Annotated in this window: 23 protein-coding genes; 1 reads left to right on the top strand and 22 read right to left on the bottom strand. The window is 52.6% G+C overall.

What is annotated here, in order from left to right; all coding sequences use genetic code 11:
- Window positions 1–22: 22 nt before the first annotated feature.
- The 17 genes from OHJ21_RS00865 to spoVAC form a co-directional block, all read right to left on the bottom strand.
- Window positions 23–1,192 (bottom strand): Gfo/Idh/MocA family protein, encoded by a 1,170-nt coding sequence (locus tag OHJ21_RS00865; protein WP_486019174.1) that lies wholly within the window; start codon window positions 1,190–1,192, stop codon window positions 23–25.
- A gap of 25 nt (window positions 1,193–1,217) precedes the next feature.
- Window positions 1,218–2,084 carry a sugar phosphate isomerase/epimerase family protein gene (locus tag OHJ21_RS00860; protein WP_100535877.1) on the bottom strand — a complete coding sequence of 289 codons (867 nt, stop codon included), beginning with the start codon at window positions 2,082–2,084 and terminating at the stop codon, window positions 1,218–1,220.
- A gap of 320 nt (window positions 2,085–2,404) precedes the next feature.
- Entirely contained in the window at window positions 2,405–3,175 is a 771-nt protein-coding gene (locus OHJ21_RS00855) for a class I SAM-dependent DNA methyltransferase (RefSeq protein WP_326112485.1), read from the bottom strand.
- A 42-nt stretch (window positions 3,176–3,217) separates the two neighbouring features.
- Window positions 3,218–4,120: a CvfB family protein gene (locus OHJ21_RS00850; RefSeq protein ID WP_100535875.1), complete on the bottom strand. Its 903-nt coding sequence runs from the start codon at window positions 4,118–4,120 to the stop codon at window positions 3,218–3,220.
- On the bottom strand, window positions 4,117–4,464 hold the full coding sequence (rsfS, locus tag OHJ21_RS00845; RefSeq protein WP_127592159.1) for a ribosome silencing factor: 348 nt from the start codon (window positions 4,462–4,464) through the stop codon (window positions 4,117–4,119). Before rsfS ends, OHJ21_RS00850 begins: the two co-directional genes overlap by 4 nt.
- On the bottom strand, window positions 4,461–5,039 hold the full coding sequence (yqeK, locus tag OHJ21_RS00840) for a bis(5'-nucleosyl)-tetraphosphatase (symmetrical) YqeK (RefSeq protein ID WP_326093948.1): 579 nt from the start codon (window positions 5,037–5,039) through the stop codon (window positions 4,461–4,463). The genes rsfS and yqeK overlap by 4 nt, the downstream gene beginning before the upstream one ends.
- Complete coding sequence (gene nadD / locus OHJ21_RS00835) at window positions 5,023–5,613, bottom strand: nicotinate-nucleotide adenylyltransferase (RefSeq protein WP_100535873.1); 591 nt, start codon at window positions 5,611–5,613, stop codon at window positions 5,023–5,025. Before nadD ends, yqeK begins: the two co-directional genes overlap by 17 nt.
- 66 nt (window positions 5,614–5,679) lie before the next feature.
- The gene (yhbY, locus tag OHJ21_RS00830; RefSeq protein WP_076320548.1) at window positions 5,680–5,970 is read right to left on the bottom strand and encodes a ribosome assembly RNA-binding protein YhbY; all 291 of its coding nucleotides are present in this window, start codon (window positions 5,968–5,970) and stop codon (window positions 5,680–5,682) included.
- A 99-nt stretch (window positions 5,971–6,069) separates the two neighbouring features.
- The gene (locus OHJ21_RS00825) at window positions 6,070–6,936 is read right to left on the bottom strand and encodes a shikimate dehydrogenase (RefSeq protein WP_486019173.1); all 867 of its coding nucleotides are present in this window, start codon (window positions 6,934–6,936) and stop codon (window positions 6,070–6,072) included.
- A 56-nt stretch (window positions 6,937–6,992) separates the two neighbouring features.
- Window positions 6,993–8,120, bottom strand: a complete 1,128-nt coding sequence (yqeH, locus tag OHJ21_RS00820; RefSeq protein ID WP_394057175.1) for a ribosome biogenesis GTPase YqeH — start codon at window positions 8,118–8,120, stop codon at window positions 6,993–6,995.
- Window positions 8,117–8,647: a YqeG family HAD IIIA-type phosphatase gene (locus tag OHJ21_RS00815; RefSeq protein ID WP_100535870.1), complete on the bottom strand. Its 531-nt coding sequence runs from the start codon at window positions 8,645–8,647 to the stop codon at window positions 8,117–8,119. Before OHJ21_RS00815 ends, yqeH begins: the two co-directional genes overlap by 4 nt.
- Window positions 8,648–8,886: 239 nt before the next feature.
- A complete protein-coding gene (locus tag OHJ21_RS00810) occupies window positions 8,887–11,127 on the bottom strand; it encodes a DUF4129 domain-containing transglutaminase family protein (RefSeq protein ID WP_486019172.1) in 2,241 nt (746 codons plus the stop codon).
- Window positions 11,124–12,371: a DUF58 domain-containing protein gene (locus tag OHJ21_RS00805; protein ID WP_326117687.1), complete on the bottom strand. Its 1,248-nt coding sequence runs from the start codon at window positions 12,369–12,371 to the stop codon at window positions 11,124–11,126. Before OHJ21_RS00805 ends, OHJ21_RS00810 begins: the two co-directional genes overlap by 4 nt.
- A 2-nt stretch (window positions 12,372–12,373) precedes the next feature.
- Window positions 12,374–13,330 (bottom strand): AAA family ATPase, encoded by a 957-nt coding sequence (locus OHJ21_RS00800; protein WP_100535867.1) that lies wholly within the window; start codon window positions 13,328–13,330, stop codon window positions 12,374–12,376.
- 174 nt (window positions 13,331–13,504) lie between these two features.
- The gene (gene spoVAE / locus OHJ21_RS00795; RefSeq protein ID WP_100535866.1) at window positions 13,505–13,855 is read right to left on the bottom strand and encodes a stage V sporulation protein AE; all 351 of its coding nucleotides are present in this window, start codon (window positions 13,853–13,855) and stop codon (window positions 13,505–13,507) included.
- A gap of 4 nt (window positions 13,856–13,859) precedes the next feature.
- Window positions 13,860–14,873, bottom strand: a complete 1,014-nt coding sequence (spoVAD, locus tag OHJ21_RS00790; protein WP_100535865.1) for a stage V sporulation protein AD — start codon at window positions 14,871–14,873, stop codon at window positions 13,860–13,862.
- 6 nt (window positions 14,874–14,879) lie between these two features.
- Window positions 14,880–15,368, bottom strand: coding sequence for a stage V sporulation protein AC (spoVAC, locus tag OHJ21_RS00785; protein WP_486019171.1), 489 nt, complete (start codon window positions 15,366–15,368; stop codon window positions 14,880–14,882).
- Window positions 15,369–15,926: 558 nt separating this feature from the next.
- Between spoVAC and OHJ21_RS00780 the strand changes: the two genes are divergently transcribed.
- Complete coding sequence (locus OHJ21_RS00780; protein ID WP_100535863.1) at window positions 15,927–17,000, top strand: M42 family metallopeptidase; 1,074 nt, start codon at window positions 15,927–15,929, stop codon at window positions 16,998–17,000.
- A gap of 70 nt (window positions 17,001–17,070) precedes the next feature.
- Here the strand turns inward: OHJ21_RS00780 and OHJ21_RS00775 are convergent, their stop codons facing one another.
- The 5 genes from OHJ21_RS00775 to OHJ21_RS00755 all read right to left on the bottom strand — a co-directional run bounded on the left by OHJ21_RS00775 (window position 17,071) and on the right by OHJ21_RS00755 (window position 22,063).
- The gene (locus OHJ21_RS00775) at window positions 17,071–18,474 is read right to left on the bottom strand and encodes an MFS transporter (protein ID WP_486019170.1); all 1,404 of its coding nucleotides are present in this window, start codon (window positions 18,472–18,474) and stop codon (window positions 17,071–17,073) included.
- A gap of 99 nt (window positions 18,475–18,573) precedes the next feature.
- Window positions 18,574–19,236 carry a cysteine hydrolase family protein gene (locus tag OHJ21_RS00770; RefSeq protein WP_486019169.1) on the bottom strand — a complete coding sequence of 221 codons (663 nt, stop codon included), beginning with the start codon at window positions 19,234–19,236 and terminating at the stop codon, window positions 18,574–18,576.
- A 48-nt stretch (window positions 19,237–19,284) separates the two neighbouring features.
- Complete coding sequence (locus OHJ21_RS00765) at window positions 19,285–20,328, bottom strand: ABC transporter substrate-binding protein (protein ID WP_326112492.1); 1,044 nt, start codon at window positions 20,326–20,328, stop codon at window positions 19,285–19,287.
- A 44-nt stretch (window positions 20,329–20,372) separates the two neighbouring features.
- Window positions 20,373–21,254, bottom strand: a complete 882-nt coding sequence (locus tag OHJ21_RS00760; protein ID WP_326112494.1) for an ABC transporter permease — start codon at window positions 21,252–21,254, stop codon at window positions 20,373–20,375.
- 29 nt (window positions 21,255–21,283) lie between these two features.
- Entirely contained in the window at window positions 21,284–22,063 is a 780-nt protein-coding gene (locus tag OHJ21_RS00755; RefSeq protein ID WP_486019168.1) for an ABC transporter ATP-binding protein, read from the bottom strand.
- Between the last annotated feature and the right edge of the window lie 218 nt (window positions 22,064–22,281).

The following is a 22,281-nucleotide window of genomic DNA, read 5'->3' as shown; positions in this document are numbered from 1 at the left end:
CCACGCGCCCCCCGATTATAATTTAGTAGGATCCAAACGTTTTGCTCATATCCACCGCCCCGATCTCCTTGACCGTTTTCTGAGCGGAAGAATGTGTGATCCGTTCCTGCAGCATTTCGTAATACAGGTCTTCGTTAAGAGGCAGATCAACCCAATTGTCGGTCCAGGTGGACAGATGCATGGCATTGGACAGCGTCAATCCATGGATTCCCTCTTCACCCGGGGCAATCAATGGCGTTCCATGCAAAATGGCATCCGCAAAGTTCTGGATAATGCCGCTATGATGCGGATTATCCCCCCAGATCGGCACCTCGCATTTCCAGCATTCCGGTTCGCCGAAGCCCCCGGTAAACTGCCGATTGAATTCCGGCTCAGGCACACGGAGGCGCCAGAAGGTAAGCTTGCCGTCCTCGATGACGATTTTTCCGCGGTCCCCCGTCACTTCATATCGGTTAGTGCCCGGCGCTTCACCCGTTGTCGTAATAAACACGGCCGTAGCACCATTCTCGTATTCCGCATAAGCCGTCACGTCATCTTCGACTTCGATGTTCCGGTACTTGCCGAAGGCGCAAAATGCACGAATTCTCTTTGGCATCATGCCGGTCGTCCACTGCCAGAGGTCCAGCTGATGCGGGGACTGGTTAATCAGCACCCCTCCGCCTTCACCAGCCCAGGTAGCTCGCCATCCGCCTGAATCATAATAGCTCTGGGACCGGTACCAATTCGTTATGATCCAGTTCATCCGCCGGATCTCCCCGAGTTCACCGTCTTCTATGAGCTCTTTCAGCTTCTTGTACAGCGGATTGCAGCGCTGGTTGTACATAATCGAGAATACTTTGCCGCTGGCTTCAGCCGCGCGGTTCATTTCCCGTACTTGCTTCGTGTAAACGCCTGCCGGTTTCTCGATCAGGACATGGAGTCCATGATTCAGGCACTCGATCGCCACTTGAGGATGGGCATAATGGGGCGTCGCAATAATGACTGCATCGATCTCCCCCGATGAGATCATAGCGCCCGTATCACTCCATATTTTCACGTCCGAAGGCAGCGTTTCCCTCGCTTCATCCTGTTTGGCAGGATTCAGATCGCATATCGCGCTAAGCCGCGCGCCCTTGATCCGCCCGGACGCTAGCGTTCTGGCATGCGAAAAACCCATCCCCAGTCCAATAACCCCTACTCTTACCTGATCCATATCTGTAGCCTCCTTCAAAAGTGACCTACGCGTTTTGTTTCTGCTCTGACCACAGCTTCATCTGCTCGGCAAAACGAAGAAGCATTTCCCTGGACTCAAACGTTCCGCTAAAATCTTCGATTCCGTAGTAACCTTCGTAACCAACCGATTGCAGATCCTGTATGACCTGCTTCCATGGCACGGCCCCCTGGTCAAGCGGAACCCATTCCCCGGACCACGCCGCAGAGGTACCATCCTCGGCAGGCATTTTGCGATAACCCCCGTTTTTTACATGGACATGAGCCAGGTAGGGACCAAGAAGCTCCAAGCCCATCCGGTAGTTCTCGTAACCCTCATGGACCATGTTGCCCGGATCATACAGCACGCCGATATGCTGCGGATTGAAGTGGGATACAAGCCTGTGCGTCAGTCCGGCGCTCGGGGTGATCGTAAGATGATGCGTTTCCACCACTCCCTTGACACCGTAAGCCGCAGCGAGATCCTGTACCTCATGCAGGTAACGGACCGCCTGGTCGTACAGCTCGTTGTAATTGCGCTTTCGGTCATATCCCGGAATACCCACGCGTATAAAGGAGGCTCCGATCAGCTTGGCCGCCTGCATGACCTTCTCCGTCCCTTCCACATCACCGCAGGTCAGATAAGGAACGACCGCCAGACTGCGCAGTCCATGCTTGTCGGCTGCTTGCTGAAACCTGAGCCAATCCTCCTGCGTGCCGTTCGGATCCATGGAGCAGCGGTTATGCCGCCAGAAGGAAGGCTTCTCCTCGGCAGCATCGGCAGGAATCTCTTTAAAGCGCCATTCGATCCCTTCAATACCGGCATCCGCCGCGGCTTTTGCCAACTCCTCAGGCTGTAAATCAGGGGTTGCGACTGTGAATACGGACAGTTTCATGACTCATTCATCCTCTCTTAACCTAATGAACTAGCTTATGCATCATTTGACCATCATTGAACTATAGTGACATTCAGAGCGTACCGGATGCATAGAATCATTCTTTTAGATAGCGCTCTCATTTCTGTTCATCTTATCTATCCCTCATCGTAGCACAGTCCTGGAAGCAAACCCATATCCCTTCCAATGAACCTTAACCACAGTCAAATAAAGCAGAAAAGAAATGTCTTTGAATATAATGAATCCCTACACAACGAAAAGAAGCATTTTCTTTCGTCTGTACAGACAAAGAAAATGCTTCTCGCAAAAAGGATATTCGTTTATTTGACGGCAACGTAGAACAGCCGGGATGCATCCTGGTCCGCTTCCAACCACTCAAAATCGGCATAACATTTCACATCCCGGAATCCGGCCTTAACCAGCTCGACCTTCATCCATTCCGGTTCATATCCCCGCTGCACATGCGTTTCCTCAAAGCGACGGTAGACCGTAGGATCTTGGTTATCCCGCGCAAAGATGGAGAGATGATGTTCAATCTCCATCCGGCGTTCATCCAGGTCGCATGTCCAAATGTAGGATACTTCCCGTTCATCCAGCACAAATGGCTGTTCTGCGTCGTAACGTAGGAGCGTGTTCGGGTGATGCACATCAAACAGGAACGTGCCGCCATCCTTGAGACCGTTGTAAGTCCTGGCAAAAGCGGAGCGTATGTCTTTTTCTTCCAGCAGGTAGTTCACACAATCACAAAATGAAATGACGGAATCCACCTGCTCGGGCAGCTCCCATGAACGCATGTCCTGTTGTACCCAGCGGACGCTGCCTTCTCGGAACAATCGATGCCCCTGGGGTGTACCCTCCAGCTTGCGTCTGGCAACCGAGAGCATATCTGCCGACAGATCTATTCCTGTCACCTCGAAACCGGAGTTTACAAGCGGAATGGTGATACTGCCCGTCCCGCATCCAAGCTCAACGACGCTTTTTGGCATTCCGTGCTTATCCCAGGCGGTTCTCGCAAAGCGAATCCAATCCGGGTACGGCATGTCTTCCATGAGTTGATCATATACGTAAGCAAACTTGCGGTAAGACAACATGATGACACCACTTTCCTTAGAAGCTTCCCCTACCTTGCCGGGTTATTCGTTTGAACCGGAGTTCTCCTCTTGATTGACCATGTACGTCCAGCTGTCCTTTTGCGTAACCAAACCGTCCTTCATCAACTTGCCCAGCGCGCGTTTAAAGGCGGATTTGCTAATGCCGAACCGCTGCTTGATAATGTCGGGCGGCGTTTCATCCGAATACGGCATCGCATGGCCCGGACGCTCCTTCAGAAAAGCAAGCAGCCGGTCTGCATCATCCGTCCGGCCGATCTCTTTTTGCGGAACCATCGACAGGTTGACCCTGCCATCTTCCCGGATATGACTGACCCGGACCTTCACCTCTTCGCCAAGCCGCAGCATGCGCGTCCGTTCCGAGGAGTGGATCATGCCGATTGCGCCGAAACCGATCACACCGCCATCGATGATGACAAACGTCCCCATCTGGAGCGGTTTGTACACCAAGGCAGTGAACCATTGCCCTTTCCACGATTCAGGCGCATGGAACGCAAGCGGAGCAAGCTCTTGTTCTCCGGCGAGTTTGGCGCGAAGTCGTCCTTGCTTATCATGCTCCATGATGACAAACACATGATCTCCCACTTGGGGGTGAAGCTCCCGCATCTCCGGCAATTCCCGGATCGGAAGCAGAAGCTGCCTGCCAAGCCCCATCTCGAGGAAACAGCCAAGGCGCGGATGAACGTCCGCCACCTCAAGCTTAGCGGTTTCGCCCAGCGTAAGGTAAGGCTTCTTCATCGTTGCGGCCAGGCGGTCTTCCGTATCGAAGAATATAAAGACCTCTACCGTATCCCCAGGCTCAATTTTACCCGTGAGCTCCGAATAGTGAAGAAGCACATCCCGATCTCCGCCATCCAGAAAATAACCGTAAGGGGACACTTCTCTGGAAACGACGAGTTTCGTTAATGTGCCGGCAATCAAACTCATACGTTCTCCACCACTTTAGCATCCGACCACAGTCGCTCGATGTTGTAATATTCGCGCTCATCGCGATGGAAGATATGAACGATCACGTCTCCGAGGTCCATCAGCACCCAGCGGGCTGCATCCATTCCCTCCAGTCCGCGCAGAGCTACTCCCGCATCATGAGCCTGTTTACGGATTTCGGTTGCAATTGCCTGCACCTGTGTATCCGAGTTACCGTGGCAAATGACAAAATAGTCGGCGATCAGGGAAATTCCTCTGAGATCCAGGACCACGATATCCATCGCTTTTTTATCTTCAGCGGCAGTTACTGCCACATTTAACAATTCATTCGGGTTCAACGTCATGAATTCGCCTCCAATTGCTTAATTAGATCGTTGCGGGCTTGTACCGTCAACGGAAAAATGATTTGTCTGCGCGAAAGCAGATGTCCGATCGTCGAATCAAAACCGGCTGCAAGCGCCTCTTCAAGGCTATGGTTGGCCAGTTCGCGAATATTATTCACGCCGGGGAAATCCCGTCCCGGTTCCATATAATCCGCAAGGCAGACCACTTTGTCAAGCAGCGTCATGCCTATGCGTCCTGACGTATGGTAACGGATGGCATCAAGCACCTCCGCATCCGTCACGCCATATTCGTGCTCCGCTACGAACGCACCGACCTCAGCATGCCAAAGCTGCTTATCGTAATGGAGCAGCTCTTCGGAGAGCGCGTGCTCCACCATCATTTGATGAAGCTTTTGCACGGGCCAGTATTTGGCCACATCATGCAGGATGGCGGCTAATTCCGCCTTAACCGGATCGGCCCCGAACCTCTTCGCAAGGATGACCGCGGTTTCCATTACGCCTTTGGTGTGCTCCCAGCGCTTTGCCGGCATCTGAGAGGATACCGCTTCAATGAGTTCTTCACGGCTGTACTCCATAAATACCGCTCCTAACAATATAATCGTATACACGGTCCGGCACCATATAACGGATGGACGAGCCTGACGCGGCTCTGCTCCGAATCAGGGTGGAGGATATTTCGATCAGCGGCATCTCCGCTGTCACTACCACCTTTTGCAGGAAATCAGGCAGATCCTCCACCGATAGTCTGGTTCCGGGACGGTTAAGCCCAATAAAAGTCAGCATTTCCGCCAGCTCCCCGATCCGGTTCCACTTGGGAAGATACGCTACCATATCCGCCCCGATAATGAACGAGAAATCATGCTCGGGATACGTGTCCCGCAGCTCTCTAACCGTGTCTACGGTATAGGATACGCCGCCGCGTTTCACTTCCCAATCCAATGTACGAAAAGATGGATGGTCGGCTACAGCCTCCGCGGTCATCTCCAGCCTCATCAGGCCGGTTACGCCGGCATCTTCCTTGTGCGGGGGAATATGGCTGGGCATAAACCATACCTCTTCCAGATCGTAAGCGTCCCGCGCGCACTCGGCTGCGAGCATATGCCCGATATGAATGGGATCAAAGGTTCCGCCCATTATCCCTACCTTCATCCGGGTTCACCTCCCCTAATAAGAGAGTTATTCTATATCCGCCAAGTTGGAGCGATCAGGGCTCCTTTACGGCAATTCGATGGTTTTGTGGTCTTTCGATTCCTTATAAAGCACGATCGTCTTGCCGATAACCTGAACCAGTTCCGCCCCGGCACCTTCAGCAAGCTCCTCGGCGATTTCGCGGGGATCTTCGAGACAGTTGTTAAGCACGGATACTTTCATGAGCTCCCGCTTCTCAATGGCCTCGGAAATGTGCCGGATCAGATGCTCATTGCTGCCTCCCTTGCCTACCTGGAACAGCGGATCCAGATGATGCGCAAGCGAACGTAAATGTCGTTTTTGCTTTCCTGTTAACATGCTTGGTCATTACTCCTTAAATATTCAATTATTAAAGCCTGCTGCTTGTCGAAAGCTATATTGTAGCTTTTGCATAAGCATTAATCAATAAACAAGATATTAAACCTCGGATCGGAAGCTGGTCAGAACCGCTTCCTTCATAGCCTGTACGGGCGCCGTCAGACCTGTCCAATACTCGAATGCATACGCCCCTTGGTTGATGAACATTCCGAGTCCGCCATGCACCGTGCATTGCCGAAGCGCGCTTTCCCGTAACAGCTCGGTCTTCAACGGATTATAGATCAGATCGCTGACAACGATCCCTTCCGGTATATATTCCGCTGGAACGGGAAGCTCGGAAACCCGGGGAAACATCCCCACCGAGGTGGTGTTGATCAAGACATCGGCATCCGACAATGCCTCTCTGGCATGATCCTCTCCGTATCCCCTCAAGTCGGCAAGCGCACTCCACTCCTCGGCCAATGCCAGCGCTTTGTCGGATGTCCGATTCACTATGGAAATCTTCTCGGGCTCTTCACCGGTAAGAGCATAGATGATCCCCCTGGCCGCTCCGCCGGCGCCGATGACGACGATGCGTTTTCCCTTAAGATCGGGGCAGGCTTCATCCTTTAATGAACGAACATAGCCGATGCCGTCCGTATTATAACCGGTCAATTTGCCATTGTCGTTAACGATGGTATTCACGGCACCGATGCGCCGCGCCCCTTCATCGACGACATCCAGATACTTCATAACCTCCACCTTGTGCGGGATCGTTACGTTCACTCCGCGGAATCCCAGCGCTTTAACAGCTTGGATGGCGTCACCAAGCCCCTCCGGACGTATATGAAGGGGTACATAGGCCCCTGACAAACCCAGGGCGGTAATGGCCGCATGATGCATAGCCGGTGATTTCGAGTGACCGATAGGGTCCCCCATTACGCCTAGGAGCAAATAATCACGCTCGATCATTGGATTCACTTTCATTTCTCCCCTATCTCTCCCATGATAAACCGGGCGGTGTACCAAAGCGATGTTAACACTTATATCAAGGATGGACGCGACAGAACTTTGATTCCTTTAGGTACATGAACCGCCACGAGCGCTCCTTGTTCACCATTGATCTTGATCCAGCCGAGCCCCGAGATAAACACGTCTTGGCGGGTCCCCTTAGGAATACGGATTTCATGTCTTGTCCACTCCGGCAGTTCTTCAATTCGTTCCTTGGTCGGCGGTGAGAGGAGCTCTCCGGCATGCTCGGCGAATAACGAATCCGCCCGTTCCAGCTTGGTCCGATGAATGCCTAATCTGCCGCTGATAAAGCAAGTAAAGGATTGGTGCTCTCCTTGCAGAAAATCAAAACGGCCGAAACCCCCGAAGAAGAGCGTCTGTCCTTCGTTCAACTGGTACACCATCGGCTTCAGCGGATGCTCCGGCATGACCGTCCCCAAATCCTCACGGCTCACAAGCTCGCTATAGCGCCATGGATACACGATGCCTGGCGTATCGATAATATACCGGCCGTCGTCCAGCGGAATATTGACCATGTCCAGCGTCGTTCCCGGATAACGGGAAACGGTCAGTTCCTGATCCAGATCGCTGTAGTCGCGGATCAGACGATTGATCAAGCTGGATTTACCCACATTCGTGGCGCCAACCACGTAGACGTCCCGGTCGCCTCGGTAATGCGCAACCGTCTCCAGCAGCCGCTCAAAGCCTTGATTCTTCTTCGCGCTGCAGAGCACGATGTCTTCGGTCCTCAGTCCATGCTCCTTGCACTGCTTCTGCACCCAATTAAGAACCTTGTTCCAATTGGTGACCTTCGGGAGAAGATCGGTCTTGTTAACGGCCAGAATCACCGGATTGTTGCCGACAAACCGCTGCAGTCCCGAAATAAGACTCCCTTCAAAATCGAAGAGGTCCACGATATGAATGACAAGCGCGTTCTTGCCGCCGATCTGTCCCAGCAGCCGTAAAAACTCATCCTGGTCTACGGCGACCGAGGACGCTTCATTATAATTCTTAATCCGGAAACAGCGCTGGCAAATAACCGGGTCGCGGTCCCAAGCCTTCTCCGGCAAATAGCCCGGCTTGTCCTGTGCTGCACTCTGTAGCTGTATGCCGCAGCCGCTGCACTTCTTGATGTCTTCTCCGCCAGTAGGCAACGTCATGATTTCGGTTCCTCCTCCATCCATAATCCTTTCTTGCGCAAACGGGTCAATGCGATGCGCTCCACCCGGCGATTGACCAGGCGCGTAAACCACCCCTCATCGTTGATGGCGATGGGCATAACCAATACCGTATACAGACCCAGCCGATTTCCGCCATATACGTCGGTCAGCATCTGGTCACCGACAACAACCGTTTTATCCGGCGTGAGCTCCATCATCTTCATCGCTTTGCGAAACGGGGTATTGCTTGGTTTACGGGCTTCATGCACATATTGGATATCCAGCGGCGTCGCAAATTTAGACACGCGTTCAAGCTGGTTATTCGAGACGATGATTAGCTGGAAACCGATCTCCTTCACCCTTTTGAACCAAACGACCAGTTCGGGCGTGGCTACCGGTGCCTTGGCCCCCACAAGGGTATTATCCAAATCGGTAATGATCCCCCGATACCCCTGCTCATATAATTCCTCTAGGTTAATATCAAAAACCGTATTGACACGGAGCTTTGGGATTAACATTTCAAACAAGTTCGTCACCTCAATTTCATACGAAAAACTATACCATATTCCGGTTCCTTAGTAAAAATAATCACGAGCCTTTTTCTTCCCTTTTACCGTACCGTTGCCTTTACCTGCAAAAGACCACCCGGCGGCTGTTTGGAAGCGGACCGGGCGGCCTTGAAATGATCGGATATCAGAACGTATGCATACCGAGCTATCCTGATACACCCAACAACAACCACCATCACGCGGTCTGTCTTCTTGGATTAGGTTGATAGACGTTTCTCGGGTACGATGCGGACCTTCTTAATGAACTTTTTCAGCTTCTGAGCATCCTGTTGGACGGAGCGCCACTGCTCCTCCTTCACTTCAGCCGGGCTGTAACGAGCGGCTTCAAATTGCTGCAGCAGCGGTCTCAGCTCTGCTCCCAGCTCAGGGTGTGCACTTACCCAGCGGCTAACCGATTCACGGAGCGTTTCATGTTCCTGCCTCACCAAGCCTCTGCGCTGCACGGAACGAATCCATCGTTCGGTTTCGGCAATGACTTTATCCGCTGCCGTCAGCGGCTTGCCTGCCCGAATACGCGCCCCGGCAAAACGCAGGCTGATGCGCATTCTCCATACGATGTACAGAATCCACAATACGATAACAACCACCGCGGCCGTTACAACAACTTTAACCCAGCCGGGCTGCTGGTGATCAGAGGTTGCTGCTGGCGTAGTCTTGCCCTCTGCGTTCTCTTCTTCTTCAACTTCTTCCTCAATGACAGGCTCAGCGTCTGCGTCGGCCGTCAGAATCGGCATGCTGAAGCCCGGTGTCGCTTCAATCGGAACCCAGCCGTAATCGCCGAAGTATACTTCAACCCAGGAATGAGCGTCGGCATTCGTAACGGTATAGTTTCCGGGCTCAATCGAGGTTTGACCATCGGCCGGTACATACTCCGAAGCCGTCATTCTTCCCGGCGCGTAGCCTTTGACCCAGCGTGCAGGGATATCCAGCGACCGTGTCATCATCACCAGGGACGTCGAGAAATAATCGCAATACCCTTCCTGGATTTCAAACAGAAACGCATCCACAAAATCATCGCTCTGCTTACGCGAAAGATCGGGCGTGTTGGTATAGGTAAAGTTGCTCGATAAATATTGTTGCAAGAGCATGACCTTCTCATACGGCGTATCTCCGCCCGCGGTAATTTCTTCGGCGAGATCGGAAACGCGGTCAGGGAAGTTTCTCGGCATCTGGATATAAGCATCGTCAATTGAGCCGGAATATAGTTCATCATAAGTTCTGGTACTCAGCTCATCGATTGGAATCACCGGCACTTCGGACGTTAAAGTATAACTCTTCGGATAGTCCGCATTACGAACGTCGTCCAGATGCATTTCCGCGCCTTCCTGCAGCCAGCTGAGCCGATCCGGATCGATATCCTCATCCATACTTTCCAACTGACGCACGGTATAGGCACCGAACAGTACCGGATACACCGTATCGCTCAGCATCGTTACCGACTGCTCCAACGTTTTGGTAGGAACGGATGCGCTGGCTTCTCCCGGCAATTCCTCACCGATGCCCACGCCCGTGCCGGAACGCCGGCTGCTGGCTCCGTCCGCCCAACCCGTTCCCGAATATACGGCTCTGGTTTCCCCTCGCCAATAGCTGCGTTCATCCGAGGTAATCGACATCACCGGTGAATAGTCAAAATTAAAACCGCCGCCAAGGTCGTTGTCCTCACGTCCATATCCGGACATGCTTTCAGACGGTGACTCGATAAGGGTTCCGGTTCCGGTTGTACTGCCGCCGGATAACGGTACCCCGTTCCACTCTCTCCACGCCGTGTAAGGATCCGTTAACGTGGGCTTCACATGCGGCATGTTCACGCCGGCCACAATGATCAACGAGAAGATGACCAAAATGTTGGCGATAATCTTAAAGGGATACTTCGATAAATTGACCCATCCCTGCGGAAAGCGTCTGCGAAACCGGTTAAAATGGCTGGATACGAGCCAGCCCATCCCCGCTCCGACAACCCAAGCGATCTCATCCCACAGCACGATTTTCGTAAAGGAATCGAGCACGGCAAAACCGATGACGTTGATCCCGACTACAAAAAGCACGCGCCCCTTGGTTTTGGCCCATCGCGCAAGGAACAGAAAAGCGGCCCATGCGGCGATAGCAAACCACAAATAAGGAAAAAGATACATGATTTCCTCGGTCAAAGCCCCTTCAGCGCCAAAGGCAGGAACCGGATTACCGTAAGTTTTCAGCAAACTGTATACACAATACAGGATCAAAATAAACTGGATAAGCACCCGGTACCCTTGCTTGATCGGCAGCAGCGCTTCGGTAACCGCCGTAATGGTTAACGCTGCAATAACGATGGCTGTTGTTTCCGAGAGCCATATCGTCTCCGTAAAGGACACCCACTGCATCCCGATGATCCAGATCCATAGCATCGTTAGCGTACTAAAGAATGTCGTAGATAGTTTGTCCAGCCATAACTTCATCATGCACCACCTCCCAGCGCAGCCGGAAGCTCGTCAAGAGAAGCAACCGAATAGCTTGAAATCCCCCGGGATTGCAGAAGCGAAATGGATTCATCGCGTTTATTCGTTTCATTGGAATTGGTTACTTGCAAGAAGCAAGGGTTCATTCCCCTGGTCTCCACCCAGCGCATGATCTCCGAAGCGTCCTTGCCGCTCATCGGGCTGATCAGCAGAAACAGGGCCCCTTTTGGAAAATGGCGATAGGATTTCTCCAGGGAAGCAATCAATTTGGTTTTTCGGTCATAATCCACGTCAACCAAATGCTGAATCATGCGCATCCGCTCTCCGGCGTGATCGGCGGGAGCGAACATCTGAGCTTCGCGGGTAGCCGTGAACAGGCCTGTACCCGCATGCTCCTTGGCACCATATTCGATCAGCGACGCGGCTGCCGATACAGCCAACTCGAATTGCTGGGCATGATCATATCCGTCCGCGGTGCAGTCGAGCACGATCATCGTTCTGGGAAAGGATTCATGCTCAAATTCCTTCGACTTCCACGAGCCGGTCTTCGCCGTTGCATTCCAGTGAATCCGGGAGATCCGGTCGCCATATACATAATCGCGGACCCCGTTGATCTGCGTTGTTTCCCGTCTTGAAGCCGAAACTGTTGTATGCGTGCCGCCCAACCTGGAATTCCGTATATTTCGCTGCCATTTGGGAATATATATGGTTCTCGGCAGAACGCGGAAATCGGTCTGGACTTCAATGCGTCCCTTGTGCTCCATTAATCCGAATATATCCTCGCTAATGCATTCCGTCTTTGAAAAAGCATACCGCCCCCGTTCAAGCGGAGGGGTCTGAAATACAAGCTTGCCCGCACCGCGGAGGTTCGGAATGACGCTATCTTCAAAAGACCAGGAGTCGCCGTTGTGCCTCTGCAATACTTCACGCACGATCATATAGGGCATCGGCAGCAATCCCGGAACATGGACCTCCAGCTTCACGCGGACTTGTTCACCCGCATGAAGAAGTTCTCCTCCGCGCTCCGATCCTCCCAGCACGCTTCGCTGGGCTTTTACGCGATTGACTCCGCCAAAGCCTGCACCGATCAAATAGATCGTCAGAAGGCTGACCATGGAGAAAAGCATGAGCGAGGTTTTGCCCCCCTGAAATAATACATACAAAAGACATAGGCACCATACCGCCAATACCGCTGCGAGTCTAGACGGCTGCATGCCATTCAAAAATAACGAAACCGCGCGGCGCATGCCTATCTCCCCATCTGAACAGGCACTTTGACCTGACGCAGTATAAACTCGAGCACCGATTCGGGACTCGCATTGTCGAGCCTGGCTTCCGGACGCAGCATGATCCGGTGCGAAAGCACGTATGGAGCCAGCGTCTTCACATCATCTGGCAGAACGTAATCCCTCTCTTGCAAGAAGGCATAGGCTTTAACGGCATTCATGAATGACAGCGTCGCCCGGGGACTTGCGCCCAGCATTACGGAAGGGTGCTCGCGGGTCGACCGGGTTATATTCAGCAAGTAATCGGCGACAGGGTCACCGATGAATACCTCGCGAATTTCACGTTGAATAGTCGAAATCTTATCCATATGGGTCACCGGCTGAAGTTTGTCTGCCAGTTGTCCGTCACGTGAACGGTACATCAGCTGCTTCTCCGTGACAGCATCAGGGTAACCCAGGCTCAGCTTCAGCATAAACCGGTCCAGCTGTGCTTCCGGGAGCATATAGGTGCCTTCAAAATCGATCGGGTTCTGGGTCGCGCACAGCATGAAGGGATGCGGGAGTTCGTGGGTAGCCCCGTCCACCGTTACACTGCGCTCCTCCATGACCTCAAGCAGGGCCGATTGCGTCTTGGTTGTCGCTCGATTGATTTCATCCGCCAGCAAAATGTTGGTCATGACCGGACCTGGACGGAAGTAAAACATTTCATCTCTCGGGTGGAATACCGAAACGCCCGTTATATCACTCGGGAGAATATCCGGGTTGCACTGAATCCGGCGGTAGTCTCCCTGCATGGATTTCGCTAATGCTTTGATCAATTGGGTCTTTCCTGTACCGGGCACATCCTCGATCAGTACATGTCCGCCAGCGAGCAGCGCCGTAAGGAGCAATTGGATCTCAAATTCTTTGCCTAGCAGGCACGACTCCAGATTGGTTCGCACCGAGGTAATGATTTTCATGGATTCTTGGCTTACGGGCATGTATGACTAACCTCCTGTAAGGGAATAAATACTTATTTTAGTACTATTGTACATGATCGAGGTCCCGGAGTACATTCGAAGAGATATTTTGCCTATTCACCTTTTTGTTGTCCCTCTCAACAGAAAAAGACCCCGGCATGAAGCCAGGGTCCTTTCCTTCTTGATGATTCAGTTTTATCCCTTCGGACGGACGAACAGCGCTGCCAGGAAAGAGAAAATGATGGCCGAGGATATCCCCGCACTGGTGACTTCGAATATCCCCGTCACGACCCCGATCCAGCCGTCCCTCCCCAGTTCCGTCAAGGCGCCATGCACAAGCGAATTACCAAAGCTGGTGATCGGGACGGAAGCTCCCGCTCCCGCGAATTTAACAAGCGGCTCATACAATCCGAACCCATCGGCGATGGCTCCGGCGACCACTAACGAACTCATCGTATGTGCCGGTGTCAGTTTAATAACGTCCATCATAATTTGCCCAATGACGCAAATCAGACCGCCAATAATAAACGCCCATAAAAACTGCATTGTGTTATCCTCCCATCTCTAAGGCTACGGCGTGAGCGATGCACGGAATGCTCTCACCCTGCTGGTAAGAAAGAGGCGACAGCAAGGCCCCGGTTGCAACGACCAGCACCTTTTTCAATTCGCCTTTACGCATCCGTTTCAAAATATGGCCATACGTGACAACGGCCGAACAGCCGCAGCCGCTGCCCCCTGCATTAACGTATTTCTGTGTTTCCAAGTCGTAGATCATTAAGCCGCAGTCGGCAAACACCGTACCGTCCATGATGACATCATTTTGTTTCAAGAGATCTTTGGCTATCGGAAGCCCAACGGAGGCCAGGTCACCGGTCACGATCAGATCATAATCCTTCGCTTGCCGGCCTGTGTCTTTAAAGTGCTTTGTTATCGTATCGGCTGCCGCCGGAGCCATTGCCGCCCCCATATTGAACGGATCCTTGATGCCCAGATCAACCACTTTGCCGATAGTGGCATACGTGACAGCAGGACCGTCTCCCTTGTCCGAAATGACCGAGCAGCCTGCTCCGGTAATCGTATATTGCGCATACGGCGGTTTCTGCGATCCGTACTCCGTCGGATAACGAAACTGCTTCTCGACCGTACAGTTGTGGCTTGCCGTGCCGGCCATGACATACTTGGCCCCTCCTGAATCCACGAGCATGGAGGCCACCGCGAGGCTCTCCATCGATGTAGAGCAAGCTCCGAATACGCCGATGTAAGGCACACCCAACTGTCTTGCGGCAAACGAGCTGCTGATGATCTGGTTCATCAAGTCCCCGCCCACAAAAAACTGCAGCTGGTCTTCCTTGATGCCCGCCTTTTCGACCGCCTTGCTTGAAGCATCCTCCAGCAGTTTTCGTTCCGCTTTTTCCCATGTTTTTTCGTTGATCTCAATATTGTCGTAGATGTAGTCGAAATCATCGGCGAGTGGCCCTTCGCCTTCCTCAGGTCCTACAATCGTCCCCGTGCCGATAATGACGGGTTTGTTCTCGAACTGCCAGGTTTGGCCGATCACCTTCATCTCTCGTTACCTCCCCTCGATGCCAAAAATAGCGTAAATGATACCGATGATAAACGCTGCGACGGTACCAAATACAATGACAGATCCCGCCAGCTTAAACATGCTGGCCCCGACCCCCAGTACCAAACCCTCCGCGCGGTGCTCAAGCGCTGCGGAGCACATGGAATTCGCGAACCCCGTAACCGGCACGGCGCTGCCTGCTCCCGCCCATTGCGCGATTTTGTCATACACGCCGAAGCTGGTCAGAATGACGGAGAGTATAATCAGCACGGCTACCGTCGGATTGCTCGCTTCGGTGGTGCTCATGTCGAATACGGACATAAAAAACCGCTGAATGCATTGGCCGATCAAACAGATGAGACCTCCCACCAAAAAAGCGCGCAGACAATTTTTAAGTACGGCGCGGGGAGGTTCATGCTTTTTGGCAATTGCCTGATATTCCGACGAGCTCATTGTGGTGATATCAGACTTCGGCTTTTGGTTAGAGCCTGACATTTCAATACACCTCCGCTTTTATTTAAGTATGGAATCCTCTAAAAAGGCTAAAGAGCCGCTATGGATATCACTCGATATCATTATGCTTTGAATGAACTCCCTTTATGTTTGGAAAATCATCCTTCTCACGTGGTAATCACAGCTTGTCCTAACGCCAAGATTGCCCCACACGAAAAATCAGCCTCCAGGAGTATCCCTGAAAGCTGAAATAAGAGTCGCCTGTCATCATTGCTGGAGCCGGTCATTATATAAGAATGTATTTCAGCAAAATGACGAGGAGGATGAACAGAACCATAATGAGCAGAAGTTCTCTGACTTCGGCATGATAGACGTTTACCTCAATCCCATGGTGCTTCATACTCTGCTCCTTCCCTCGGACAACCAAAATTCCACTTCGTTTCTACATCGTATTCCTTTCCCGGATGCAGGGTGCTTGTTCCAATTACTAATAAATGACGTGTCTTTAGCGGTACGGGTTTTGTAGACTTTTCAGATATATAGGGGCATACTAGAAAAGGAAAAACTCTTACATACCTTTTTTAAAGGAGCGATTTCGTAATGAATGAATCAACACTGGAATTATTTCGTACTTTGACGGAATTCCCGGCTGCACCAGGCTTTGAGAGGGAACTACGTTCCTGGTTGAAGGATGCCCTCTCTCCATATACAGATGAGTTCGTGCAGGATCGGCTGGGCAGTCTGTTCGCCGTTCTTCGCGGTAACGATGAAGGTCCGAAAGTCATGGTGGCCGGTCACATGGATGAGGTCGGTTTCATGGTAACCGGCATAACCGAAGCGGGTATGGTCCGTTTCCAGCCGCTCGGCGGCTGGTGGAGTCAGGCCGTGCTTGCTCAGCGCCTGCAAATCATCACGGACAACGGCCCTGTTGTCGGAGTTGTCGGCTCCATTCCTACGCATCTGCTGGATGAAGCGCAGCGCAGCAAGCCGGTCGACATCAAGACCATGTATATCGATATCGGTGCCGACAACAAGGCGGAAGCGGAAGCGTTTGGCATTCGTCCCGGATTGCAAGTGGTTCCGATCTGTGAATTCACGCCGCTGGCCAATCCGAAAAAAATCATGGCCAAAGCGTGGGATAACCGCTATGGCGTTGGCCTGGCAATCGAGCTGGTCCAGGCGCTCCATGGCGAGAAGCTGCCTAACACCGTTTACGCCGGCGCAACCGTCCAAGAAGAGCTCGGACTGCGTGGAGCACGTACTTCAGCCAACCTGATTCAGCCGGATATTTTCTTCGGATTGGATGCCAGCGCGGCAAACGACATGATGGGGGACAAGAGCCAGTTCGGCCAATTGGGTCAAGGCGCACTGCTCCGCATCTTCGATCCGACAATGCTGACTCACCGCGGAATGGTCGAGTACGTTCAAGATACGGCGGAGACAAACAAAATCAAATACCAATACTTCGTCTCGCCGGGCGGCACGGACGCAGGCCAAGTGCATCTTAGCGGCATCGGCGTTCCGTCTACCATCATCGGCATTTGCTCCCGCTATATCCATACATCTTCGTCCATCATCCACACGGACGACTACGAAGCTGCTAAAGAACTTCTGATCAAGCTCGTGAAAGGTTTGGATCGCACGACACTCCAGACGATTCTCGACCGGGCATAATCTATCTATAAGAAAAGGATATCCTGCAGGTTCAAAGAGACCTGCGGATACCCTTTTTCTTACTTCTTCCTTATGAAGATAACGTCTCTTTATGCCGTGCGAACCGAAAGGATAAAATCATCGTTAAATAGACAATAACAACCAGCGCTGTATTCAGCACAAATATCATGCGAAATCCTATAAGTCCCCCTGCCGACTGGCCCGGGAGCGCCAGCATGGCACCCCCCGCGGCCGTACCAAACATCATCCCCAGATTTCGTGACAGCGCCAAAATGCTGCTGATCAGGCCGAGGTCCGTTTTGGCTGTCCTGCCCATCACCAGGGAATTGTTCGGGGGCGTAATCATGCCCATGGAACCGCCGAGCAGGACGATAAGCAGAATCAGAAAGAAGATCGGATATGCCGGCGATACAAAACCGAGCACTAATAACGCTGCCGTCATGAGCAGCAGGCCGGCAGACAATAACGGGAATGTCCCCAGCTTGTCCGACAGGCTCCCGCTCAGGGGCGAGAAAATAATCAGGGACAACGGATATCCCATCATGATGAGCCCTGCCGTGGCAGGTTCAACGCCCAGCTCGCTCAGCAAAAACACGGGCAGCACAAGCTGTGCGGAGAAGGCCGCCATATAGGTAATGATCGTAATGATGATTCCTACGCTAACGCCTGTATCCCGAAACAGATCCAGCTTCATAAACGGGAGTTTCCCCTTCCCTACTCGTTCCCACCGCGACGATAGACACCACCCGATGAATGCAGCAGCTCCCGCTCCAAACACGATGAACAGCACGGCAACCTGCCATGAACCCCATCCCCACTGAGCCCCCAAATTGACGGCCGTAACCAGTCCGGTTAAGGATGTTGCAAAAAAGGCAGCCCCCGGGACATCCAATCGGCTTACGCCTTTTTCCGGTTCGTCCTTCGGAATGAAGCGCCGGGCAAACAACCATGCAATCAAGGAAACAGCCGTCAGCAGCCAGAAATTGCTCCGCCACGAAAACCACTGAATCAATATCCCGCCAAGACTCGGTCCGACCATCGAGCCTGCGGCAACAAACGTGCTGATAAGCCCGAGCGCTTTGCCGCGCTGTTCCTTCGGAAACACGGAGATGATCAGCGCCATATTGGTGGCTTGATACATAGCCGCTCCTACGCCTTGTAGAATTCGGGAAGATACTAGTCCGTTTAATGAAGGAGACAAGGCGCAGCAGAGCGCACCTGCCATAAACACAAAATAGCCGATATTGTGGATTTTCCGCCTGCCCAGCATATCCCCGAGTTTTCCCATGACCGGAAGCAATATGGAGATAACAAGCAAATAGGCGGTGACGATCCACTGGGCCGTAGGGATGGTGGAATCAAACGTTCTGGCGATATCAACAAGCGCAATGTTGAACATGCCGGCCGACAGATTGGACAGAAATGCCCCTAAACATATGGTATATTGGACGATCATCCTTGATCTGTTATTCATGCAGGACTCACCAGCTTTATTCATTAATTTCTGTGCCGTTCATAGAAAAAGCTCCCGCATGCGGAGAGCTTCCCTCTGTTAGAACCACGTTCTGACAAGCTAGCCGATGGCCGGCTGAGCCGTCGACATCGGCCGCAGCGGCTCTTCGGGCATTTGATCCATCCAAATATCGATAAGCTCCGCTACCTCACTAACTTTCCCGAAATAGCCTTCAATATTCTCGAGCGTCATTTCATGGGCCGTTGTCGAATACGATGCGCAAGCATCGGCTACAAGCACGATATGATAATCCAGCATAAACCCGTCACGGGCCGTCGATTCCACACACACATTGGTGCTGACCCCCGTCATGATCAAGGTCTCGATCTTCAGCGTCTTCAATACCGAATCCAGCCTTGTATTCACAAAAGCGCTGTACCGGTGTTTATTGACAATAATATCGTCCTCCTCCGGCGATACCTCGTAAAATTCCGCTCCCCAGCTTTCCCTCCGGCATACGTTAGCCGAACGTCCCGAGGACCGGGTGGTCCATGCGTCGGAGTCCGTCGCTTTCTCGTGAAGTGTCTGAATGAAGATAACGGGGACGTTCAGCTCTCTGGCTGAATGCAGCAGCCTATGCAGCTGCGGCATCATCGCTGCCACCCCGCTCACATCGCATCCCGCTCGAGGCAGTGCCCCCTCGGGATGGCAATAATCATTTTGCACATCAACGACAATGACAGCCGCTTTACTCCCAAGCATCAGCTGATTTAAAGATTTCATCGTGTATCTCCCCTTCAGACCTGTATTGGTAAGAATGAACCCTGCCGCTTACTTGTTGGAATGGTTCACAAACTGCATATCCACCAGCGCATCATAGGTGTAATCCCCTTTAAAAATCCCGGTCTCGATCATGACATCCATATCATGCTTCAACGCCTCTTCCGAGATCATCCCGTCCAAGCTCCAGAGATTGTCTGCATAGGCCCGGTCCAGCGCAGCTTGGATGGCATCGTCAGACAACGTCGGGAATTCGGCTTTCAGGTTCTTCTTGGCCAGCTCTTTATCCGTCTGCACGACTTCCAGCGCTTCGATAATGGCATCGGTAAAGCTTTGCACGGCTTCCGGATCCTTCTCGATGGTAGACTTCTTCACGCTGAGCACCGAATACGAGAAATCTCCCAGATCATGAAACTTGTAAAACGGCTCTTCCCATACGTTCTTCGATATCCCGTCACTGATCTGCGGCTCGGCTCCGTTCGCTATGTCGGCTGCACCCTGCTGAACCATCGTCACCACCGTTGAGCCATCTGCCGGCTCCAGCAGCTGCACATCCTTTTCCGGATCGAGTCCAAGCTGAATCAAGAGATAGCGGGTCAGAAGGTTTGGCGTACCGCCGTGGCGACCGGCGTTAATCTTTTTCCCTTGCAAAAATGCCTTCAGGTCTTCGGGAGAATTGCTCGCAGGCGCGGTGCCTTTCTTGGCCATTAAATACACGTTCGCCCGATTGACAACATTCACGACCGAGATGATTGGATCGGAATTGTTGTTGTTAGCCAAGGCGTTGGACTCTGTCCCGCCGATAACACCCCAGGCATCTCCGCTGACCACGGCCGTTACGTGCGCCCCTCCGGCCGCTTGGATGACCTCGACGTCCAGCCCTCTTTTCTCAAAGAAACCTTCGCGCTGTGCGACGTACAGTGGCAGATAGCCCGTGGAGTGAAGCGGCTCGGCGATCACGATTTTCTTCAGCTTCCCGTCACCCGAGGCGGACACGGTGCTGGCGTCGTTTTTTTCATTGCCGCAGGCGCCAAGCAGACCGGTGACCATGACCAGTGCAAACAACAGTGAACGTTTCCTCATTTTTTGGTTCATATGAATTCCCCCTTTAATAGAAATAATGAGTTCGATTATTGTGTCTATTGTTTGGTCAATCCCTTGGATAACCACTTCTCCATCACGACCACGCCCCAGTACATCACCATGGACAGCAGCGACAGGACAACGACGCCCACCCACACGAGATTGATATCGAGTATCGTCCCTGCATACATAATCATTCGGCCGACGCCCTGACTTGAAGCGATAAACTCGCCTACGATAGCACCTGCCAGCGCAAGGGCAATGTTAATCCGCAAACTGCTGATAATCCAGGGCATGGACCAGGGGACAACGACCTTGGCAAAGACCTGATGCCGCTTGGCGCCGAGGGAATACATCAGCTTCTCCATATCCGGATCCACGCTCTTCACACCGCTGTAAGCAGACAGCGCCGAAACGACAACCGTCATGGAGAACGCCAGCGCCACCTTGGAAAAGAACCCAATACCCAGCAGTATGACGAGTACAGGCGCCAAAGCGAGCTTGGGCATGGCATTCAAAATGATAAGATACGGCTCGCTGATCCCTGCATACGATCTTGACCACCAGAACGATAGCCCGAGCAGTGCACCGAGGAAGGTGCCGAACACAAATCCGAGTATGGTTGACCCTGAAGTGTACGTAATATCCCTTAACAACGTCCCCTCGGTCATTTGGGTCCAGGTTGTGCGAAGGATCGCGCTTGGGCTGCTCCAATAATAGGAGTCCAGCAGGCCGAGCCGGGTGAACACTTCCCATACCAGAAAAACAAGTACGGCCACAGCGGCCCGCCCCCAGACGATCCGCCTGCTCCTCCGGCGCTCCATCGCCTCTTCATCCAAGATGTAGGGCACAACCTCCGGCCGTTTGGATGAACCCGTGGCAGGTTCCGCTGGTGTTACGGCATGTACGATAAAAGCCTCTTTGCGTGCAGTTTCCATCGGTTTCCCTCCTCATTCGTTCTTATTCCCTACGATATTAGTTCCTCATCATGTCCGGCTGACAACAAATCCATAAGATGATGCTTCAGCTCCATGAATGCCGGGGACGTCATGTCTTCGGTTTTGCGCGGACGCTCCATCGTTACGGTGATTTTGGACTTGATCCGTCCGGGTCTGGACGAGAACACGTAGATGTCATCCGACAGGTAAATCGCTTCGTCGATGTCATGGGTAACAAACAGCACCGTTTTCCCAAAATCCTCCCAGATCTGCAGCAGCCAGTTCTGCATGGTCAGCCTCGTTTGGGCATCCAGTGCGCCGAAGGGCTCGTCCAGCAAAATGATATCCCGGTCGTAGAGCAGCGTCCGCAGCAGCGCGGCGCGCTGTTTCATCCCTCCCGACAGCTCCTTCGGATAATGCTTGTCAAAGCCCTTTAGTCCATACTTTTCCATCAAGGGCAGCGCCCTCTCTGCGGCTTCCTTATAAGGAACGCCTCGGACCTCCATGCCTAAAATGATGTTGTCGAGGATGGTGCGCCAAGGCAGAAGCATGTCCTTTTGCAGCATATAGCCCACGTAACCGGTGGTGCCCACGATATCTTTGCCGTCAGCCATCACCTTGCCCGTGGAGGGCGGCATCAAACCGGCGATAATGTTAAACAGGGTGGATTTGCCGCACCCGCTGGGGCCGATAATGCTGACAAAACGCCCCTCCTCAATCGCCAGACTCGTCTCCCGCATGGCCGCAATCTCTTCCCCATTTCTGCGGAACCATTTGCTGACGCCCGAAATTTCAATTTTGTGAGTCATGCCCCTTCCTCCTCTTTTTTGATTTCATGATTTTTCAGAAACATCAAACATGTATTTTCAAAAGCGGATGTAACAAAAAATCGCCAGTCCAGCCCCAAGCCGCACACATGTGTGTGCCTTGGTACCAAACTGACGATCGGCCCGCTCTCTACTCGAGGTTGTTCAAAAAGTCATCTTTTGATCACGTAGCACCTACGCTCCGCTCCTCAGTCCCTAGC

It is taken from the genome of Virgibacillus sp. LDC1 (genome assembly GCF_025792345.1).
Taxonomy (GTDB): domain Bacteria; phylum Bacillota; class Bacilli; order Paenibacillales; family Paenibacillaceae; genus Paenibacillus_AQ; species Paenibacillus_AQ lautus.
Note: the sequence above shows the minus strand (reverse complement) of the source record. Positions and strands in the feature narration are given on the sequence as shown.

Coding starts and splice junctions, on each gene's coding strand:
- OHJ21_RS00865 (WP_486019174.1), bottom strand. CDS start 1,192: ATGGATCAGGTAAGAGTAGGGGTTATTGGACTGGGGATGGGTTTTTCG.
- OHJ21_RS00860 (WP_100535877.1), bottom strand. CDS start 2,084: ATGAAACTGTCCGTATTCACAGTCGCAACCCCTGATTTACAGCCTGAG.
- OHJ21_RS00855 (WP_326112485.1), bottom strand. CDS start 3,175: ATGTTGTCTTACCGCAAGTTTGCTTACGTATATGATCAACTCATGGAA.
- OHJ21_RS00850 (WP_100535875.1), bottom strand. CDS start 4,120: ATGAGTTTGATTGCCGGCACATTAACGAAACTCGTCGTTTCCAGAGAA.
- rsfS (WP_127592159.1), bottom strand. CDS start 4,464: ATGACGTTGAACCCGAATGAATTGTTAAATGTGGCAGTAACTGCCGCT.
- yqeK (WP_326093948.1), bottom strand. CDS start 5,039: ATGGAGTACAGCCGTGAAGAACTCATTGAAGCGGTATCCTCTCAGATG.
- nadD (WP_100535873.1), bottom strand. CDS start 5,613: ATGAAGGTAGGGATAATGGGCGGAACCTTTGATCCCATTCATATCGGG.
- yhbY (WP_076320548.1), bottom strand. CDS start 5,970: ATGTTAACAGGAAAGCAAAAACGACATTTACGTTCGCTTGCGCATCAT.
- OHJ21_RS00825 (WP_486019173.1), bottom strand. CDS start 6,936: ATGAAAGTGAATCCAATGATCGAGCGTGATTATTTGCTCCTAGGCGTA.
- yqeH (WP_394057175.1), bottom strand. CDS start 8,120: ATGACGTTGCCTACTGGCGGAGAAGACATCAAGAAGTGCAGCGGCTGC.
- OHJ21_RS00810 (WP_486019172.1), bottom strand. CDS start 11,127: ATGATGAAGTTATGGCTGGACAAACTATCTACGACATTCTTTAGTACG.
- OHJ21_RS00805 (WP_326117687.1), bottom strand. CDS start 12,371: ATGCGCCGCGCGGTTTCGTTATTTTTGAATGGCATGCAGCCGTCTAGA.
- OHJ21_RS00800 (WP_100535867.1), bottom strand. CDS start 13,330: ATGCCCGTAAGCCAAGAATCCATGAAAATCATTACCTCGGTGCGAACC.
- spoVAE (WP_100535866.1), bottom strand. CDS start 13,855: ATGCAGTTTTTATGGGCGTTTATTATTGGCGGTCTGATTTGCGTCATT.
- spoVAD (WP_100535865.1), bottom strand. CDS start 14,873: ATGAAGGTGATCGGCCAAACCTGGCAGTTCGAGAACAAACCCGTCATT.
- spoVAC (WP_486019171.1), bottom strand. CDS start 15,368: ATGTCAGGCTCTAACCAAAAGCCGAAGTCTGATATCACCACAATGAGC.
- OHJ21_RS00780 (WP_100535863.1), top strand. CDS start 15,927: ATGAATGAATCAACACTGGAATTATTTCGTACTTTGACGGAATTCCCG.
- OHJ21_RS00775 (WP_486019170.1), bottom strand. CDS start 18,474: ATGAATAACAGATCAAGGATGATCGTCCAATATACCATATGTTTAGGG.
- OHJ21_RS00770 (WP_486019169.1), bottom strand. CDS start 19,236: ATGAAATCTTTAAATCAGCTGATGCTTGGGAGTAAAGCGGCTGTCATT.
- OHJ21_RS00765 (WP_326112492.1), bottom strand. CDS start 20,328: ATGAACCAAAAAATGAGGAAACGTTCACTGTTGTTTGCACTGGTCATG.
- OHJ21_RS00760 (WP_326112494.1), bottom strand. CDS start 21,254: ATGGAAACTGCACGCAAAGAGGCTTTTATCGTACATGCCGTAACACCA.
- OHJ21_RS00755 (WP_486019168.1), bottom strand. CDS start 22,063: ATGACTCACAAAATTGAAATTTCGGGCGTCAGCAAATGGTTCCGCAGA.